At 71.1% G+C, this 16,803-nt stretch carries 19 protein-coding genes; 9 read left to right on the top strand and 10 right to left on the bottom strand.

Going from position 1 to position 16,803, the window contains the following annotated elements; genetic code table 11:
• Window positions 1-61: 61 nt before the first annotated feature.
• Genes ACBI99_RS16645 through phnE form a run of 4 tightly spaced genes read left to right on the top strand, consistent with a single transcriptional unit; the run spans window position 62 to window position 3,784 of the window.
• Complete coding sequence (locus ACBI99_RS16645; protein ID WP_375072642.1) at window positions 62-1,177, top strand: TIGR03364 family FAD-dependent oxidoreductase; 1,116 nt, start codon at window positions 62-64, stop codon at window positions 1,175-1,177.
• Window positions 1,178-1,221: 44 nt separating this feature from the next.
• On the top strand, window positions 1,222-2,130 hold the full coding sequence (locus ACBI99_RS16640; RefSeq protein WP_219499176.1) for a phosphate/phosphite/phosphonate ABC transporter substrate-binding protein: 909 nt from the start codon (window positions 1,222-1,224) through the stop codon (window positions 2,128-2,130).
• 2 nt (window positions 2,131-2,132) lie between these two features.
• Complete coding sequence (locus ACBI99_RS16635; RefSeq protein WP_357584871.1) at window positions 2,133-2,978, top strand: phosphonate ABC transporter ATP-binding protein; 846 nt, start codon at window positions 2,133-2,135, stop codon at window positions 2,976-2,978.
• Entirely contained in the window at window positions 2,975-3,784 is an 810-nt protein-coding gene (gene phnE / locus ACBI99_RS16630) for a phosphonate ABC transporter, permease protein PhnE (protein WP_357584869.1), read from the top strand. Before ACBI99_RS16635 ends, phnE begins: the two co-directional genes overlap by 4 nt.
• 19 nt (window positions 3,785-3,803) lie before the next feature.
• On the opposite strand, the gene ACBI99_RS16625 is transcribed toward phnE, so the two are convergent.
• The 5 genes from ACBI99_RS16625 to ACBI99_RS16605 form a co-directional block, all read right to left on the bottom strand.
• Window positions 3,804-4,265, bottom strand: coding sequence for an RICIN domain-containing protein (locus tag ACBI99_RS16625; protein ID WP_375072641.1), 462 nt, complete (start codon window positions 4,263-4,265; stop codon window positions 3,804-3,806).
• Window positions 4,266-4,371: 106 nt separating this feature from the next.
• Window positions 4,372-4,836 (bottom strand): hypothetical protein, encoded by a 465-nt coding sequence (locus ACBI99_RS16620; RefSeq protein WP_375072640.1) that lies wholly within the window; start codon window positions 4,834-4,836, stop codon window positions 4,372-4,374.
• 108 nt (window positions 4,837-4,944) lie between these two features.
• Window positions 4,945-5,931, bottom strand: a complete 987-nt coding sequence (locus tag ACBI99_RS16615) for an ArsR/SmtB family transcription factor (RefSeq protein WP_375072639.1) — start codon at window positions 5,929-5,931, stop codon at window positions 4,945-4,947.
• An 87-nt stretch (window positions 5,932-6,018) separates the two neighbouring features.
• Window positions 6,019-6,855, bottom strand: a complete 837-nt coding sequence (locus ACBI99_RS16610) for an EamA family transporter (protein ID WP_375072638.1) — start codon at window positions 6,853-6,855, stop codon at window positions 6,019-6,021.
• A 12-nt stretch (window positions 6,856-6,867) separates the two neighbouring features.
• The gene (locus ACBI99_RS16605) at window positions 6,868-7,716 is read right to left on the bottom strand and encodes an alpha/beta fold hydrolase (protein WP_375072637.1); all 849 of its coding nucleotides are present in this window, start codon (window positions 7,714-7,716) and stop codon (window positions 6,868-6,870) included.
• A gap of 105 nt (window positions 7,717-7,821) precedes the next feature.
• On the opposite strand from ACBI99_RS16605, the gene ACBI99_RS16600 reads away from it, so the two are divergent.
• A complete protein-coding gene (locus ACBI99_RS16600; RefSeq protein WP_219499195.1) occupies window positions 7,822-8,277 on the top strand; it encodes a MarR family winged helix-turn-helix transcriptional regulator in 456 nt (151 codons plus the stop codon).
• 140 nt (window positions 8,278-8,417) lie between these two features.
• Window positions 8,418-10,253 carry a BTAD domain-containing putative transcriptional regulator gene (locus tag ACBI99_RS16595; RefSeq protein ID WP_375072636.1) on the top strand — a complete coding sequence of 612 codons (1,836 nt, stop codon included), beginning with the start codon at window positions 8,418-8,420 and terminating at the stop codon, window positions 10,251-10,253.
• Window positions 10,254-10,486: 233 nt separating this feature from the next.
• Here ACBI99_RS16595 and ACBI99_RS16590 read toward each other — a convergent pair whose 3' ends face one another.
• Both ACBI99_RS16590 and ACBI99_RS16585 read right to left on the bottom strand, forming a co-directional pair.
• Window positions 10,487-10,951, bottom strand: coding sequence for a hypothetical protein (locus ACBI99_RS16590; RefSeq protein ID WP_375072635.1), 465 nt, complete (start codon window positions 10,949-10,951; stop codon window positions 10,487-10,489).
• 67 nt (window positions 10,952-11,018) lie between these two features.
• Window positions 11,019-11,480, bottom strand: coding sequence for a hypothetical protein (locus tag ACBI99_RS16585; RefSeq protein WP_219499204.1), 462 nt, complete (start codon window positions 11,478-11,480; stop codon window positions 11,019-11,021).
• 182 nt (window positions 11,481-11,662) lie between these two features.
• On the opposite strand from ACBI99_RS16585, the gene ACBI99_RS16580 reads away from it, so the two are divergent.
• Both ACBI99_RS16580 and ACBI99_RS16575 read left to right on the top strand, forming a co-directional pair.
• Window positions 11,663-11,974: a hypothetical protein gene (locus tag ACBI99_RS16580; protein WP_375072634.1), complete on the top strand. Its 312-nt coding sequence runs from the start codon at window positions 11,663-11,665 to the stop codon at window positions 11,972-11,974.
• Between the two features lie 47 nt (window positions 11,975-12,021).
• Entirely contained in the window at window positions 12,022-12,270 is a 249-nt protein-coding gene (locus ACBI99_RS16575; RefSeq protein WP_219499209.1) for a hypothetical protein, read from the top strand.
• Window positions 12,271-12,362: 92 nt separating this feature from the next.
• Here ACBI99_RS16575 and ACBI99_RS16570 read toward each other — a convergent pair whose 3' ends face one another.
• Window positions 12,363-13,403 (bottom strand): hemolysin family protein, encoded by a 1,041-nt coding sequence (locus ACBI99_RS16570; RefSeq protein WP_375072633.1) that lies wholly within the window; start codon window positions 13,401-13,403, stop codon window positions 12,363-12,365.
• Window positions 13,400-14,752: a hemolysin family protein gene (locus ACBI99_RS16565; protein WP_375072632.1), complete on the bottom strand. Its 1,353-nt coding sequence runs from the start codon at window positions 14,750-14,752 to the stop codon at window positions 13,400-13,402. Before ACBI99_RS16565 ends, ACBI99_RS16570 begins: the two co-directional genes overlap by 4 nt.
• 299 nt (window positions 14,753-15,051) lie before the next feature.
• Here ACBI99_RS16565 and ACBI99_RS16560 point away from each other — a divergent pair, with 299 nt between their 5' ends.
• Window positions 15,052-15,828, top strand: a complete 777-nt coding sequence (locus ACBI99_RS16560) for an ion transporter (protein WP_375072631.1) — start codon at window positions 15,052-15,054, stop codon at window positions 15,826-15,828.
• A 55-nt stretch (window positions 15,829-15,883) separates the two neighbouring features.
• Here ACBI99_RS16560 and ACBI99_RS16555 read toward each other — a convergent pair whose 3' ends face one another.
• Window positions 15,884-16,792, bottom strand: a complete 909-nt coding sequence (locus tag ACBI99_RS16555) for an NmrA family NAD(P)-binding protein (RefSeq protein ID WP_375072630.1) — start codon at window positions 16,790-16,792, stop codon at window positions 15,884-15,886.
• Window positions 16,793-16,803: the final 11 nt, after the last annotated feature.

Below are 16,803 nucleotides of genomic sequence, written 5' to 3'. Positions count from 1 at the left end.
GCGGCGACATGTGTTCGGCACCTGTTGACACCTGTCGGGCAGGCTCGGCACCTTGCTTGTCATGACAAGTTTGCTCGACTCGGCCGATGTCGTCGTCGTCGGCGCGGGCATCGTCGGACTGGCCCACGCCGTGGACGCCGTACGCCGGGGACTGTCCGTCGTCGTCGTCGAACGCGACGGGCGGGCCGTCGGCGCGTCCGTCCGCAACTTCGGGCACGGCTGCTTCACCGCCCAGGACGGCGACGCCCTCCGCTACGGGACGACGGCCAGGGCCGCCTGGCTGCGGCTGGCCAAGGAGACGGGGCTCTGGTTGCGCGACGCCGGCACCGTGGTCGTGGCCAGGGCCGACGACGAGTACGCGGTGCTGGAGGAGTTCGCCGCCGCCCGCGACGGCCACGCCGTCCTGCTCGACGCGGCGCAGGTGGCCGAACGGGTGCCGGTGGGCCCCGGCGTGGTCGGCGGCGCCTGGCTGCCCCTGGACATCCGCGTCGATCCCCGCCAGGCCGTCCACGCGATCGCGGACTGGCTGGCCGGCCAGGGCGTGCGCTTCCACTGGGCCACCTCCGTCCACCTCGTGGAGCCGGGCGCGGTCGTCACCAGCCGGGGCCGCGTCGGAGCCGGCCGGGTGGTCTTCGCCGTGGGCCACCACGTGGACCGGCACTTCCCCGGCCTCGCCGCGGAGTCCGGGCTGCGCCGCTGCGCGCTGCACATGCTGCGGGTGGCCGACCCGTACGGCCGGACGGTGGACCCGGCGGTGCTGTCGGGCTTCTCGCTCCTGCGCTACGGCGGCTTCACCGCCTGCCCCGGCGTGGCCGCCGTACGCGCGCGGCTGGAGGCCGAGCACCCGGACCTGGTCGGCATCGGCCTGAACCTGATGTTCACCCAGCGCCCGGACGGTGACCTGATCATCGGCGACACCCACGCCTACGGCGACACGTTCGACCCGTTCCAGGCCGACGAGCTCGACCGGCACGTCCTGGCCGAGACCGGGCGCCTGCTGGGCGGCGACCGGCTGACGGTCCGCGAGCGCTGGCGCGGCGTCTACTCCTCCGCCCCGGAGCCGTTCCTGATCGCCGCCCCCATGCCCGGCGTGCGCGTGGTCGCGGTCACGTCCGGCATCGGCATGACCACCGCCCTGGGGCTGGCCCCCGAGGTCCTCGACGACCTGCTCGATTGACCACCCCTCCGACACCCCACCACCACTTCCGAGGAGAGATCCCCATGCGCGCACGACGCCTCCTGGCCGCCGTGGCGGCGGCCCCGCTCCTGCTGCTGGCCGGCTGCGGCGGCGCCGAGACCGGCGCCGAAGCCGGCGGCGCCACCTGCCCCGGCGGCAGGATCCGTTTCGGCATCGAGCCCTACGAGGACCCCGCCAAGCTCAAGCCCGCCTACCAGGTCCTCGCCGACGCCCTCCAGCGCAAGCTGAACTGCCCCGTCGAGCTGAAGATCGTCGACGACTACTCCGCCGAGGTGCTGGCGATGCGCAACGGTCAGCTCGAACTGGCCCAGTTCGGGCCGCTCGGGTACGTCTTCGCCAGCACGATGGCCGACGCGCGGCCCGTCGCCTCGTTCGCCGACGCGAAGGGCGCCCTGACCACCTACACCGCCGGCATCTGGGTGCGCGCCGACTCGCCCATCACCTCCGTCAAGGACCTGGCGGGCAAGTCCATCGCGCTGTCCAGCCCGGGATCGACCTCGGGTGACGCGCTGCCCCGGTACGCGCTCAAGACCGACGGCGTGGCCGAGTCGTCCGTGAAGATCGACTACGCCGGAGGCCACCCCGAGGCGCTGCTCGCGCTCGTCAACGGCAAGGTCGACGCCGCCGAGATCAACAGCCAGCAGCTCGCCTCCGCGCAGGCCGCCGGCACGTTCAAGCCCGACGGCTTCCGGCAGATCTGGACCTCCGCCCCCATCCCGAACGACCCCATCACCGTCTCCGGCAAGGCCGACCCGGCCTTCCGCGAGGCGGTCACCAAGGCGCTGCTGGAGCTCGGCCCCGCCGACGTCGCCCAGGTCGGCGCGTTCCTCGACGTCGACCCGCCCGGGCCGCTCGTCGCCGTGACGAAGGACACGTACCAGCCGCTGTTCGACCTGGCCGCCGAGCTGAACCTGACCGAGGAGGACGTCTGACCATGACGCCCGCCGACGCCCCGCCGCCTCCCCTCCGGACGGCGGTGACCGGCCCGCCGGCCGCGCTCGTGGTACGGGGGCTGACCAAGTCCTTCGACGGCAGGACCGTACTGGACGACCTGGACCTGCGGGTCGAATCCGGACAGTTCCTCGCGCTGCTCGGCGCCAACGGATGCGGCAAGTCCACCGCGCTGCGCTGCCTCGTCGGCCTGGAGACCCCCGACGCGGGCGCCATCGCCGTCCACGGCCGGACCCTCGGCTCCGGCCACGACGCCGAGAGCAACCGGCTGCGGCAGCAGACGGCCATGGTCTTCCAGCAGATCCACCTCGTACGCCGCCGCAGCGCCCTGGACAACGTCTGCGCCGGCGCGCTCGGCCGGCTGCCGCTGCGCCGATCGCTCGCGCCGATCCTGTTCCCGCGCGAGCTGCGCGAGGAGGCCATGGCCTGCCTGGACCGGGTCGGGATGGCCGACCGCGCCGCCGAACCGGCCGGCCGGCTCTCCGGCGGGCAGCAGCAACGGGTCGCGATCGCCCGCGCGCTCTGCCAGCGCGCCCGGATCATCCTCGCGGACGAGCCCGTCTCCGCCCTCGACCCGGCCGCCGCCGAGCAGGTCGTCTCCCTGCTGGCCGACCTCGCGCACGAGGAGGGCCTGGCCGTCGCCGCCGTGCTGCACCAGCCCGCGCTGGCCCGCCGCCACGCCGACCGGGTGGTCGGGCTGCTGCACGGCCGGGCCGTCATCGACGCGCCCGCCTCCGAGATCACCGAGGCCGACCTCGACACCCTGTACGCCGCCCGCCCCGCCTCGCCCGCCGCCGCCTCGCACGTCGTTCATCAGGAGCATCGATGAAGTCCCCGGCCACCCCGCTCGCCCCGCCCCGAAGGCGGCCGATCACCACGGCGACCGCGGTCGTCACCGTGGTCGTGGTGGCCGCCCACGTGCTGGCCTGGCACGGCACCGAGTTCTCCCCGGCGGCGCTCGTCCAGGGCTGGCGCGGCATGGCCGACTTCCTCGGCCAGGCCCTGCCGCCCGACCTGTCCTGGACCGAGGTGCTGCTGCCCAGCTTCCAGGGGGCGCTCGTCACGCTCGCCATCGGCCTGCTCGGCACCACCCTCTCGGTGCCGGCGGCGCTCGTCCTGGCCTTGCTCGCGGCCCGGACCACCACCCGCAACCGCTGGGTCTACCAGGCCGCCCGCTCGATCCTGTCGTTCCTGCGCGCGGTGCCCGACGTGGTGTTCGCCCTGATCTTCGTCACCGCCGTGGGGCTGGGCCCGTTCGCCGGCGTGCTCGCGCTGATCTTCCACAACACGGGGGTGATGGGCAAGCTCTGGGCCGAGGCGATGGAGGAGATCGACCTGGGTCCCCGCGACGCCCTGCGCGTCGGCGGCGCCTCCGGTGTCCAGGTCGCCGCCCACGCCGTGCTGCCCGCGGTGATCCCGCAGTTCGTCGGGCTGCTGCTGTACCGCTTCGACGTCAACGTCCGCTCGTCCCTGGTGCTCGGCCTGGTCGGGGCGGGCGGCATCGGCTTCCTCGTCAACCAGTCGATCAAGCTGTTCCGGTTCGACGAGATGGTCACCCACCTGCTGGTGGTGATGGTGCTCGTCGTCGCCGTCGACCAGCTCTCGGCCCAGATCCGCCGCCGCCTCGGCGTCTGACGAGCCGTATCTCCTCGAACTAGGGAATGGCCTTTATCTCCCACAATTGGCTGGCGTCGCCCTTGCGCATATCCGCCTGTACGAGTTGTGCGCCCGGAGTGGTGGAGGCGTCTTTCACGGCCAGCATTTTATTGGGCGGATACTTGTTGACGATCCAGTACAGGCCCTCCTCGAAGTCGCTCGCCGTGTACTCCTGGAAGGTGAAACGCATTGCCTCGTCGGGCTCGTGGAGGTTGTACTGCGTCACGCGGTCGGGGAATGCGGGATGCGCCGACACCACCTTGCCCCCGGAATGTTCGGCGCTGATCCAGTAACCGCCGCCCTTGAGGACGGAGATGGGTTTGAGCGCGAATCGCTGATTGGCGTTCCCGGTGAGATTCCACTGGATGACGCGGGCGTACTCGTCGGGGTTCGCGGCCTCGATGTCGATCGCCAGGCCCGAGTGCTTGTTGATCAGGTGGGCGCGAGCAGGAATGGTCATGAGATCCCCTATCGAACCGATAATGGAGGTGAGGCGCGCTCGTCTCCATCAGACCTGATGACCGTGGGCAAATCACCCCTTGGACCGTGTCCACATCCGGCCAGGTCTATCCGATGAGCATTCCGATCAACAGCAGTGCCGCGCTTCCGCCGAGAATGCCCAGCCACGCAAAGAGAGAGGACGCCGCGATCCGGCGTTGAAAGGACACGGCCGCGAGCCCGAAAAAGACGGCCGGAATTCCGAAGACGACCCAGACGGCGGCGAAGTTGAACCAGCCCGTCGCGGACATGTTGCTGATGCCTTTGCCGAGCGCGATGGGGACGCCCGCCAGAATGAGCAGCTTGACCACGAGTTCCAGCGCCGGATAGACGAACTGGGCGGCGGCCGAGCCCCACAGCCCGCCCAGCACGAGCCGGCTGGGCAGCCGCCTGCCCCACGGGCGGACGCTGGCCAGCGCGAGCGCGACCGTGAGGATCCGCAACCCCACGGAGCCCAGCGCGATCCAGCCGTCCCCTTCGGGCCAGGCGCCTTCGACGACCGCGTTGACGGCGGCCAGGACGAGCACAGCCACGCAGAAGAGGCCGACGAACCCGGCGGCGGCGTACGCGGGCCACAGCGGAGCCCATGACCGGCCCTTCTGATGAACAGACGGCAACGCGAGATCCTTTCGACACGGAGGTCAGGCCAGGACGGAGAGGAGCTCGTCCCCCCTGGCCGTGATCTTGATGTGGACGTGGCGGCCGCGGCGCTCGCGGCTGAGCAGGTCGGCGGCCTGGAGCTGGTCGCAGTGGTAGCTGGCAGTGGAGGGCGAGCAGTCCAGCAGGGCGGCGAGCTTCCCGATGGGAATGGAGGTCCCGGCCAGCCGCAGGATGGCGGCGCGGGTGCGACCGAGAGTGAGAGCGAGCTTGTCGGTGTCCTCGCGGGCGGCATGGCTGGTGCGGCCGGACCACAGGAGGCCGACGGCGGGCAGGGGGTAGCCGATCCACGCCGGGCCGGGCTGGTCGAAGGAGAACAGGCAGGCGCCGTGGCCGGAGACGACGGGCACGAAGGTGAGGCGACGGCCGGCGAGGTCGAAGGTTCTGCCCTGCTGGTCCGGAAGCCGGATGGAGGCGCTGTCGCAGGTCAGCCGCCCGCTCAGCCCGGGGAGGAGAGCGTGCAGGCTGCGCGTCACGGCGGCAAGGCCGATGCGCTCCTGCTCCTTGTGCAGGAGGGCGTCGGCGTTCTTCCAGACGGTGCGGAACTCCTTCCACAGCCGGTTCATGAGACCGGCGTAGGCGCGTATCCAGGGTCCGGGGCGGTCCGCGACCGCGTGCCAGTGCCGGGGCAGGACGGGGCCGAACTCGGCCTCCAGTTCCCGGATGAGAATGCGGTCATCCAGTTCGGCGAGAGCGTCCAGATAGGCGCCCATGTCCGCCTCCGCGATCGTCGAGGTCGCGGTCAGGCAGTCGGGGATGACCGAGTAATAGGGGTCGAACAGCGGACGCAGGACGACGGCGTCGTCGCCGATGACCGCTGCGACGGCCCGCTGCCAGTGGCGGGGCACGCCATGCGGCCGGCCGCCGACCGTGCCCGCGATCAGCGACAGGAGCGTCGCGCCGGCATGCAGGGACACGGTGGCGTTGACGTCGTCGAGCGGTCCGACATGTAACTGCGAGTAGCCGGGCATGCGTCTTCTCCTCTCGCGAGTGGGGGAGACATCGGGAGCGTAGAACCTGACGCGACGTGAGACGCAAGCGAACACCGCTTGTCGTGACTAGGTGAGCGAGAGGGCCAGGACGCCGGCGAGGACCACGCCCATGCCGATCGTCTGCGGACGGGTGAGCCGCTCCTTCAGGACGATCCGGGCGAGGACGATGGTCACGACCGTATGCAGGGAGCCCAGCACGGCCGCGACGCTGACCGGGCCGAGCATCGAAGCGACGGCGTACTGGGCGTCTGCCGCGACGATGAGCACGCCGATCGAGGCCAGCACCGGCAGGTCGCTCCTCCGTACGGTGACGTGGTGACGCCTGAGGACGACGACAGAGGCGATCACGATCACGGTGGTCAGGCGAGCGGTCAGCAGCGCCCAGCCGGTGTCGGCCTGGCCGGCGTTGTGCATGGACAGGAAGAAGGTGCCGAATCCGAGCGCCGCGAGCAGGCCGTACAGAATGCTCGTCAACGGCCGATCGCCCGTCCCGGTGGCTGGGCGCCGGGAGGCGATGACCAGTCCGAGCGCGGTGAGCACCAGCCCGGCGAACTGGAGCGGACCCGGCACCTGCCCCGCCACGAGCCCGGCGAGCAGGGGGATGAGGGGCGCGGCCGCCGCGACGGGGGCGACGATGCTCATCGTGCCGACGGCGAGGCCGCGGTAGAGGGCGGCGATGCCCACCGTCTCGCCCAGCCCGGCGACGGCCGCCTGAACGAGGAAGGCAGGGTCCGGCGGGCCCACGCCGCGTACGGCGGTCGTGATCGTGAGCAGGACGAGAGCGGTGGCCTGCGAGATGAGCAGGACGGACGGCACGGGGCGGGAACGGCTCTTCAGCCCTCCCAGGAAGTCGGAGGCCCCCCAGCCGAGCCCGGCGCCCAGGGCCAGGGCGATGGCGAGCACGGGTGCGTCCGATCAGCGATGGGCGGTGTGGCCGAGGATCGCGGGAACGACCGTGTCCCAGTGGCGGCGGGGGAAGGTCTCGTGACCGGTCCCGTCCATGACCATGAGGCGAGCGTCGGGGATCTCCGCGGCCAGGGCCTGCCCATGAGCCGGCGGCAGGAAGGGGTCTTCGGCGCCGTGCAGCACGAGCGTCGGGGCCTTGATCCGGCCGAGCCGGTGCCGCCAGGGCTCGCCGGCGTCCAGGAGGAACGGGTTGGTCAGCTGTGCGGCGAGATCGATCGTGCGATCGGCGACCCGGCCGGCGAGCTCGCGTACGGCCGGCTCGTCGAAGTGGCCCGGTGCGGCGAAGGGCCGCTCGGCCTCGACGAGGTGGGCGATGACGGCCTCGCGGTCCTGCCAGTCCGGCTCGGCCGGTTCGGTCGCGTACAGGGACCGCAGCTCGGCCGTCATGTCCGGCAGGTCGTCGTGGCGGTGACCGGGGCCGCCGGGCGTCGAGGACGCGAGCGTGAGCGTGGCTACCCGATCGGGGTGGTCGAGCGCCACGAGCTGGGCGATGGCCGCGCCCTGGGACATGCCGACCAGGTGCGCGCGGTCCAGCCCGAGCGCCCCGATGAGGGCGGCGGTGTCGGCGACCAGGTCGCGCAGGTCGTGTGACGGAGCTCCGGCGGGGGAGCCGGTCGACCGGCCGGCGTCCCGGCTGTCGAAGCGGACGACGTGGCGCTCGCCGGCCGCCAGGCGCCGGGCGAACTCCTCCTCCCAGTTCAGCAGGCTGTGACCGCCGCCGTGGATCAGCAGGATCGCGGGATCGGCTGGGTCGCCGAAGGTCTCGGTGGCCAGCTCGATCCCGTTGACGTTGAGCATCCGCTCCATTGTGGCCGTCCTCTCCGCCCGTGGTTCGTTACATGTAACGAAGAACGTAGCACGCGAGCTCGTTACATGTAACTGGTTGCCGCTAGAATGGGACCTATGACGCGCTCCAGCCGGCCCGCCCAGGCCGTCCACGACGCCTGGGCCGCCTACCGCAGGCTCCAGCTCCTGGTGGACCCGGCGATCGCCCGCGAGCTGGAGCAGAACTCGAGCCTGTCGATGCCCGATTACGAGGTGCTGGCCGCGGTGACGGAGCTGGCGAGCACGGAGACGTGCGTGCGCGTGGGCCGCCTCGCCGCCCGGTTGCAGTGGGCCCACGGCCGTCTGTCCCGCCAGCTCGGCCGCATGGAGCAGCGCGGCCTGATCGCGCGCGAGGCATGCGAGCTGGACGGCCGCGGCGACGACGTGCTGCTCACCGAGGCCGGACGGCGGGCCCACGAGGAGGCCACCCCCGCCCACCTGGCCTCGATCGACCGGCACTTCGGCCGGGCGCTGTCCGCCGGTCAGCTGGCAGCTCTCGTCGACATCGAACGCACGCTCTCCGCCGACCACTGATCAACGCGCGCAGCCGTAAGGACGCGTGCGCCACCGCCGCTCTGACGTTTCGAGAGCCTTCGAAGCGGTTGCTGCTGAACCCGGCCCGGTCCAAGGCTGGTGCCGTCGGGATGGCATGCGGCTTCGGGGGTGGGTGGTTCATGGCAGTGGGAGAGGTCGTCGGGACCTCGGGCTCGGTACGGGGGCGGACGCTTCCGTCGCGCTTCTCCGTTCTGGGACCGCTCACCGTCAGCCTCGGCGACGACGTATGGCGGCCGGTGCCGGGAGCCAAGAACCGCACCCTGTTGGCCAGTCTTCTCCTGCACGCCAACCAGGTCGTCTCCATCGACGGCCTGTCACGACGGCTGTGGGGGGACCAGCCGCCGCAGGACGAACGGCGTGTCGTGCAGACGTACGTCGCCCGGCTGCGGCAGTGGATCGGGGACGAAACGGTCGTCCGGACGTGGCCGGGAGGCTACGAGATCCGGCTCGGCCCTGACCGGCTGGACCTGCTGGAGTTCCGCCACCTGCTGGGCCGGGCCGCTCAGGCCGGCTCGCCCGAGCAGGAGGCGGCGCTGTTGCACAAGGCGGTCGCCTTGTGGCGCGGAGCCGCCTGCTCGGACGTCGCCTCCGAGATCCTGCACCAGGACGTCGCCGTCCTGGAAGAGGAGCGCAGACGCGCCGTCGAACGACGCATCGACCTGGATCTGTCCTCGCGGGGCGCCGGCGGCGATCTCATTCCCGAACTGCGCAGGCTGACGCAGGAGCATCCGCTGCGCGAGCGGCACTGGGCCCAGTTGATGCGTGCCCTGCACCGGGCCGGCCGGCGGGCGGAGTCCCTGGCGGCCTACCGTGAGGCCTTCGGTCACCTGCGAGAGGAGCTGGGTGTCGAGCCCGGCGCCGAACTGCGCGACCTCCACCAGGAGATCCTCGCCGGGACGGCGGAGCCTACGGCGGGAGCCGTGCCCCCCGTGACGCCGCCGGACGTCGCCGAGCCGGATCCGCCGCGGGAGGTGCCCGCTGACATCAGCGGCTTCGTGGGACGCGCCGGCGAGCTGGAGACCCTGGACCGGGTCACGACGCGCTCGGGCGCCACCGTGATCGTGGGCAGGGCAGGCGTCGGCAAGTCCACGCTGGCCATCCACTGGGCCGCCGCCACCGCCGGCGACTTCCCCGACGGCCAGCTCTACCTCGACCTGCGGGGGTTCGACGCGCTGCCGCCCCTCCCCGCCTACCAGGCCCTGCGCATCCTGCTGCGCGCTCTGGGCGTGCGCCCGGCCGACGTTCCCGCGGAGCGGGACGCGGCCGCCGCGATGTTCCGTTCCCGCACCGCCGGCCGCAGGATGCTGATCGTCCTGGACAACGTTCGCAGCACCTGCCATGTACGTTCCCTGCTTCCCGGCAACGGCCCGGCGGTCCTCATCACCAGCCGTAACCAGCTACGCGGCCTCGTCACGAGTGGCGCCGCGGCGCGGATCGCCCTCGGCCCGCTGCTCCCGGAGGAATCCCTGGAACTGCTGGCCGCGCAGGCGGGCCGCGACCGGCTGCGCCGCGAACCCGAGCAGGCGAGGATGCTCGCCAAGCTGTGCGAGCACCTGCCCTTCGCCCTGCGCATCATCGGAGAGAGGCTCGCCCGCGTGCCGGGGCTGTCGGCCGAGACGCTCGCGCGCGAGATCGAGCGGGACGCCCTGGCCGCCCTCCGAGCGGGCGACGGTGACCAGGACGTCCGGCGTGCGCTGTCGTGGTCGTACGCGCGCCTCGACCCGGCTGCCCGGCGCACCCTGCACCTGGCGGCCGTTCTACACCCCGAGAACGTGCTGGAGCCGGAGCCGCTCGCCGCGCTCGTCCAGGCGCCGCTCGAACGGATCCGGCGGCACCTGGACAGGCTGAACGCCGATCACCTCGTCGAGCAGACCGCGCCGGAACGGTATCTGCTGTCGCCACTCGTCCGCGCACTTGCGGCATCCGAGCCGACGCAGGAGCTCTCGCCGGATTGAATGCCGGAGGAAGGCCGGCCGAAGGCGGTAACATCATCACGAAGTATTCGCGGCTGTCTGTTCCGTCGCGCAATGGATACATCGCCCCGGGCGGAATGACGGTTCTCGACGGCGGGACGTGCGCGTCCTGATGCCTCTCCGGTAAAAGAAAAGCGCGGAGAAGCGAGCACCGCTCCCGGGTCTGGCGCCGAGAACGGTGATCGCTTCAGACCGTCAGCGTCATGGCGCCGCGGTCATACACTTTTGATCGTGATGCAGGCCGGGTTCGACCACTCGTTGTCGAAGAAGGTGCGGGCGCAGAGTGTGGAGTTGACCCTGAACATGGTGAAGGGCGCCCAGTCGACGTACGCATCACCGATCTTGGAGCATTGCGCGGTCCGGGTCTCGTTGAAGGCGGCTCCGCTCTTGTAGGCGCCCCACACGTGCACCTTGACGCCGCAGAGCGTGATAGGTCTCCACGGGAACTTGATGGACCGCATCGATCCGCGGATCTTCTGGACCAACGTGCCCGTTCCCGTCACCTGAATGCAGGTCTCGTTGACATGGCCCGGCCCGTTGCGGGCAGTGCAGCCGCTCGCGCTGAGCGGGCCGAGCTCATCCGGTCCGGAGGGCGCGGTGGCCGTCGTCGCCGTGGCGCCGGCGGGCGCCGCGATCACCATCGCGCCGGCGATCGCCGCGGCAACGGCTAAATCTCTCATCCTCAACTGCTTTCGACCTTTCCTCGTTCGTCGTCGTTCGCTCCGGGCCGTCGCACGTGGCGGCCCATCACTTTCTGATCTGGATACAGGCCGGGTTCGACCACTGATCCTTGAACTGGGTCCGGACGCAGACGCTGGTCCGGTCCTTGAAATGGGCGTTGGGATACCAGTTGACGTATGCGCTGCCGCCATAGCTGCATTGCGCCTGACCGGTGCGGTCGAACCTGGCCCCGTTCGCGTAGGTGCCCCACACATGGACCTTCACGCCGCAGAGCGTGAGCGGGACCGGCGGGAAATTCCAGGACACCATCGCGCCCCGGACACGCTCGACGTGCGTGCCCTGGCCGTAGACGTAGACACAGGTGTCGTTGAAGTCGCCGGGGCCGTTTCGGGCGGTGCACCCTGTGGCCGTCAGCGGCCCGAACTCGTCCGCTCCGGGGGTCGCCGTGGCCGCCGCGGGTCCCGCGACACCCATCGAGCCGGCGACCGCCAGCGCGGCGATGAACGCAAGATTGAGGCGTAGCGCCATTCACACTCCTTTGAATCGGTGTGATCCCGACGCTAGGCCGCACTCTCTTCATAACGCCTTCAAACAGCCGTCGCTTTTCGAATGCGAGGCGTAGGCCAGGTGAGGCTCTGCTGAAAGCGTGCGGAGGGCGGCAGGTGCTGTGCTTGCCCTGACAACAGCCTCCGACAAGAAAGAGGATGGGCATGCGAAACATGCTCCGGCTCACAGCCGCCACTGCGGTTTCTGCCGCAGCGGTCGCACTTGGTGCGTCCGCCCCGGCCGACGCCACCACCGCGCAGTACACGGTGTGCACCTACACGATCACCGCCGCCCACTATTTCAAGACTCCCAACGGCGACAACTGGTTCCTGGTGCGCAAGGGCGAACGCCGGCCGGGATATCGCGACGCGACCATGTTCTTGAATGGCGTCCTGCACCGTCAGATGACGCCCGCGCCGTATGCGTGGGGTGAAGTCGGCAAGATGGTGCTCGTGCCCGGCTCCTGCCGCATCTGACCGCAGGAAATCTGAGATCCGAAGCGTCTTCATCGAAGGAGGAAATAATGCGTATTTCATCGAGAAAAATGGCCGCCTCGCTGGTGGGCGCGGCGTTGGCCTGCGGAATCCAGGCCGGCGTGACCGCGCCCGCGCGTGCCGATGCCGTACCGATGGGCTGGGAGCTCTACCACATCTACAACGACCTGTCGGAGATCGCGCGCAAGCAGTGCCACGCCGACGGCCGCCGCCTGTTCGGTAACCAGTACAAATGCTCGCCGGGATGGTACGGCTGGACGCTGTATTTCTGGTCCTGAGAACGATGGCCCGGCACGCTCGTCATCATCGGATTTCCCTGATCTGCGGGCGCCGGGCTCCGCCCCTGGCTCACGGGTGCGTGGTTCAGCCGCTATCTCGCGGGTGTGCCCGGGTCCGGGACGAGCAGGGTGGTGAGCAGGTCGTCCAGGCTCACGATGCCCACGACACCGGCACCGCTGTCGCCGTCGGAGCGGATGAGCGCGAGCTGGCTGTGGGCGGCTCGCAGTGCCGCGACCGCCTCCGACACCGAGGCGTCCGAGGGCAGGGCGGGCAGGCGGTAGGCGAGCTGCGCGGCGGTGACGGTGCGGGCGCGGCGGGCGGCCAGATAAGCGTCGCGGATGTGGACGACGCCGAGCGGCGCCGCCGGGTCGCCGACGACGAGGCGGGAGCGTCTGGCGTTCAGGCAGGCGTCGATCACGTCCTGGGCCGAGGCGGTGGCGGGGACGGTGACGACCCGGTCGAGCGGGGTGACGAGCGCGGCGATGGCGGCGTCGGGGGCGTGCAGGGCCTGGCTGAGCACGGCGTGGTCGTCGGCCTCGATGAGGCCGAGCCTGCGTGACTCCTCCACCAGGTGCCGCAACTGTTCAGGCGTGCGCGGGTTGGCGCCCTCCTCGCGCGGGTGCACCTTGAACAGGCGCAGCAGGGCGTTGCTGATGGCGTTGAGCAGGCTGATCACCGGCCGTACCGCCAGGGTGAAGGCGCGGAAGGGCAGCGCCAGGATGGTGGCGGAGCGTTCGGGGTGCGCGATCGCCCACGACTTGGGCGCCATCTCGCCGAGCACCATGTGCAGGAAGGTCACGACGGCCAGCGCGATGACGAAGGCGACCGCGTGCGCGGCTGCCTCGGGCAGGCCGAGGGTGTGGAACAGCGGGGTGAGCGTGCCGGCGATGAGCGGTTCGGAGACGACGCCGAGGCCGAGCGAGCACAGCGTGATGCCGAGCTGGGCGCCGGCCAGCATGAGCGACAGTTCCTTGATGCCCGACAGGGCGGCCGAGGCGGCCTTGCTGCCTTGCGCGGCGGCCTTCTCCAGCCGGTGGCGCTTGGCCGCGACGAGGGCGAACTCGGCGGCGACGAAGAAGCCGTTGCCGACGAGCAGGAACAGGGTGAGAGCCAGGCCCAGGGGCAGGTTCACGGCCGCTCCTCCGCTTCGTCGAGGTGCCGGTACGGGGTGAGCCGGACGCGTTCGGGGACGTGCCGGTCCAGCGTCAGGACCTCGATGCGGGCGTGGGTGGGCGCGGCGGGGTCGAGGGTGGCGGGCAGGGCGGCGGTGATGACGTCGCCGGGTGCGGCGAAGCGGCCCAGGCGGTGCAGGATCAGCCCCGCGAGGGTGTCGTAGTCGTCCTCGTCGGGCAGGTTCAGGTCGGTGGCCAGGGCGATCTCGTCGATGCGCAGCCCGGCGTCCAGCTCCCAGCCGTCGCCGTGCCGTACCGCTGAGGGGGTGTCGGCGTCGTCCTCGTCGGCGATCTCGCCGACGAGCTCTTCGGCGACGTCCTCCCAGGTGACGAGGCCGGCCAGGCCGCCGTGCTCGTCGACCACGCAGGCCACCTCCTCGCCCCGGGCGTGGAGCTGGGCGGCCAGGTCGGGCAGCGGCAGCGAGAACGGCACGACCAGGACGTCCCGGGCGAGCTCGCCGACCCGGGTGGCGGCGGCGGCCCCGGCGGGCACCGCGGCCACGTCGCGCAGGCTGACCAGCCCGGTCACGTCGTCGAGCGTGGCGCCGAGCACCGGGTAGTGGGTGTGGCCGTGGACGGCGATGAGCTCGTCCAGCTCCGCGAGGCTCGCCGAGGCGGCCACGGCGACCACGTCGGCGCGCGGCACCATCACCTCCTCGGCGGTGTGGTCGGAGAACGCCAGCGCCCGTTCCAGCACGTCGGCCTGGCTTCCGGGCAGGTGGCCGTGCGCCTCGGACTCGCCGATGATGTGGCCGAGCTCCTCCAGCGTGGCGCCGTGGTGCAACTCCTCGACGGGCTCGATCCCGACGGCGCGCAGCAGCCGGTTGGCGGCGGTGTCGAACAGCTTGATGACCGGCCCCGCGACCGCCAGGTAGACCAGCGTGGAGGCGGCCAGCGCGCGGGCGAGCGGCTCCGGCCGGGCCAGGGCCAGGTTCTTGGGGGCGAGCTCGCCGAGCACCATCTGGATGATCGTGGCCAGCGCGAACCCGACGGCCAGGGCCACCGCCCCCACCATCCCGGCGGGCATGCCGAGCGCGGTCAGCGCGGGCGCGATCAGCTCCGCCAGGGCCGGGCGGGCGATGAACCCGACCACGAGCGCGGTGACGGTGATGCCGAGCTGCGCTCCCGACAGCATGAACGACAGCCGTTCCATCACCTTGACGGCCTTGGCCGCCTTCTTGTCGCCCGCGGCCGCCTGCTGGGACAGGATCAGCCGGTCGGCGCTGACGTAGGCGAACTCCTGGGCGACGAAGTAGCCGGTGGCCAGGGTGAGCACGAAGATGGCCAGCAGGCCCAGCGCCACACTCATCGCGCCCGCCCGGGCGAGGTGACGCCGGACGTGTCCGGGTCGGCCGACACCGATATCACCATCGCCTTCGATCTGGTCGAACCCGGCCGGAACCGGCGTGGGCAGGCCCGCCCGTAAAACGCCTCTTTCCCAGACAACCAGCAGAAACACCCGCCGCCGGGTGTGATCATCATCTCAGGCGTTCGCTGCTGAACCCCGGCGAGGCCCGCCTCTACGATGATCGAAAACTTCGTTCCTGAGGAGCGGTCGCCGAGGTGCCCGGGCAAGAACGCGTACGCATCGTCTTGGAAAACCCTCTCGTGCAACGCGCGATCATCGCGGTGATCGTGATCAACTCGGTCACCATCGGCATGGAGACCAGCTCGCACCTCATGGACCGGGCCGGTGACCTGCTGCACGCCGTCGACCGGCTCGCTCTGGCGATCTTCACCGTGGAGATCGCGGCCCGGCTGTACGCCTACCGTCGCGAGTTCTGGTCCGACCCCTGGAACTGGTTCGACGCGATCATCGTGGTCGTCGCCCTGGTGCCCGCCACCGGCCTCCTGTCGGTGCTGCGCGCCCTGCGGATCCTGCGCGCGCTCCGGCTGATCTCCGCGGTGCCCAGCATGCGCCGCGTGGTGAACGCCCTGCTGACCGCGGTCCCGGGGATGGCGTCCATCATCGGCCTCCTGGTGCTGATGATCTACATCGCGGCCGTGGTCGCGACGACGCTGTTCGGCGACATCGTGCCCGAGCGGTTCGACGAGCTGCCCCGGTCCTTGTTCACGCTGTTCCAGATCATGACCGGGGACGACTGGGGGAGCGTGGCCCAGGAGGTGATGGAGCACAAGCCCTGGGCGTGGATGTTCTTCATCGCCTACATCCTGATGTCCACGTTCGTCGCGCTGAACCTGTTCATCGCGGTGGTGGTCAACGCCATGAACGACGCCGAACCCTCTCCGGCCGAGACCCAGGCCCAGGCCGAGCTCGAAACCGTCAAGCGCGAGCTGGCCGCCGTCAACGCCAAGCTCGACCAGCTCCTGATCCGCCAGACGAGCCCGGCCAACGGGCGAGGACGCCGCCACCAGCAACTGTGATCACCGGACCGGCCCGTAGCCGCCGGCGAGGGGCTCCCGGCTGTTCTTCAGTACGTCATGCCGCAGGGCTCAGGTGCTGCCGGGCCCATTCCTCGAAGCTGGTCAGCGGAAGGCCCAGGTCCCTGGCGTACTGCGGGCGGGCAGGCTGGCCGGCCGTGTTCAGCCACTCGTGCGAGCCGCCCATCGGCGGCATGCCGGCGGCGAGCGCCTGCTCCTCGGTCATCTCCGGCGCCGACAGGGGCGTGCCCAGCGCGCGGGAGAGGACCGCGGCGATCTCCGTCATCGGCAGATAGTCGCTCGCCAGCTCCAGCTCGACCCCGTCGAAGCGCTCCGGCGCTGCGATGGCCGCGGCGGCCGCCGTGCCGATGTCGTCGGTCGCCACGAGGGACAGGCGGGTCCGCGGCTTGATCACGCTCACCAGGCCGCCCTGGACGCCTCGCGGGAACAGGAACGCCATGGACGGCAGGAAGTTGTCCATGAAGAAGGCCGGCTTGAGGATCGTCCAGTGGGGGAAGCCCGCCGTGCGGACGTGTTGCTCGATCGCGGCCTTGGCGTCCAGAGAGGCCGCCGCCGCCTCCTGCCCGGGGGTCCCGGTGTGGCGTCCGGCGCCACTGGTGGACGTCTGCACGAACTGCGGCACTCCTGCGGCCTTCGCGCCTTCGATCAGGTTGACGGCCTGGGCCACCTCGTCGTCGAAGTCGAAGCCTCGGGAGGTCAGCGGGGCCATCTGCACGGAGAAGACGGCGCGGGCGTCCTTGGCGGCCCGGGTCACCGATGCGCGGTCGTGGAGATCGCCGGTGACGAGTTCGGCGCCGAGCGCTTCGACGGCCCGGGCCCGGTCGGTGGCCGGGTCGCGGACCAGGGCGCGGACCGGGACGCCGGCCGCGAGCAGGGCGCGGGCGGTGGCCCCGCCCTGCCTGCCGGTGGCGCCGATGACCAGGACGGGCGCGGATGATGCGGGCATGATGCTCCCTC

Source organism: Nonomuraea sp. ATR24 (assembly GCF_041950485.1).
Lineage (GTDB): Bacteria > Actinomycetota > Actinomycetes > Streptosporangiales > Streptosporangiaceae > Nonomuraea > Nonomuraea ceibae.
This window is presented reverse-complemented; position numbering and strand designations above follow the sequence as displayed.

What these genes read in the sequence shown, in the direction of transcription:
- ACBI99_RS16645 (WP_375072642.1), top strand. Translation starts at nt 62, where the DNA reads ATGACAAGTTTGCTCGACTCGGCCGATGTCGTCGTCGTCGGCGCGGGC.
- ACBI99_RS16640 (WP_219499176.1), top strand. Translation starts at nt 1,222, where the DNA reads ATGCGCGCACGACGCCTCCTGGCCGCCGTGGCGGCGGCCCCGCTCCTG.
- ACBI99_RS16635 (WP_357584871.1), top strand. Translation starts at nt 2,133, where the DNA reads ATGACGCCCGCCGACGCCCCGCCGCCTCCCCTCCGGACGGCGGTGACC.
- phnE (WP_357584869.1), top strand. Translation starts at nt 2,975, where the DNA reads ATGAAGTCCCCGGCCACCCCGCTCGCCCCGCCCCGAAGGCGGCCGATC.
- ACBI99_RS16625 (WP_375072641.1), bottom strand. Translation starts at nt 4,265, where the DNA reads ATGACCATTCCTGCTCGCGCCCACCTGATCAACAAGCACTCGGGCCTG.
- ACBI99_RS16615 (WP_375072639.1), bottom strand. Translation starts at nt 5,931, where the DNA reads ATGCCCGGCTACTCGCAGTTACATGTCGGACCGCTCGACGACGTCAAC.
- ACBI99_RS16605 (WP_375072637.1), bottom strand. Translation starts at nt 7,716, where the DNA reads ATGCTCAACGTCAACGGGATCGAGCTGGCCACCGAGACCTTCGGCGAC.
- ACBI99_RS16600 (WP_219499195.1), top strand. Translation starts at nt 7,822, where the DNA reads ATGACGCGCTCCAGCCGGCCCGCCCAGGCCGTCCACGACGCCTGGGCC.
- ACBI99_RS16595 (WP_375072636.1), top strand. Translation starts at nt 8,418, where the DNA reads ATGGCAGTGGGAGAGGTCGTCGGGACCTCGGGCTCGGTACGGGGGCGG.
- ACBI99_RS16590 (WP_375072635.1), bottom strand. Translation starts at nt 10,951, where the DNA reads ATGAGAGATTTAGCCGTTGCCGCGGCGATCGCCGGCGCGATGGTGATC.
- ACBI99_RS16585 (WP_219499204.1), bottom strand. Translation starts at nt 11,480, where the DNA reads ATGGCGCTACGCCTCAATCTTGCGTTCATCGCCGCGCTGGCGGTCGCC.
- ACBI99_RS16580 (WP_375072634.1), top strand. Translation starts at nt 11,663, where the DNA reads ATGCGAAACATGCTCCGGCTCACAGCCGCCACTGCGGTTTCTGCCGCA.
- ACBI99_RS16575 (WP_219499209.1), top strand. Translation starts at nt 12,022, where the DNA reads ATGCGTATTTCATCGAGAAAAATGGCCGCCTCGCTGGTGGGCGCGGCG.
- ACBI99_RS16565 (WP_375072632.1), bottom strand. Translation starts at nt 14,752, where the DNA reads ATGAGTGTGGCGCTGGGCCTGCTGGCCATCTTCGTGCTCACCCTGGCC.
- ACBI99_RS16555 (WP_375072630.1), bottom strand. Translation starts at nt 16,792, where the DNA reads ATGCCCGCATCATCCGCGCCCGTCCTGGTCATCGGCGCCACCGGCAGG.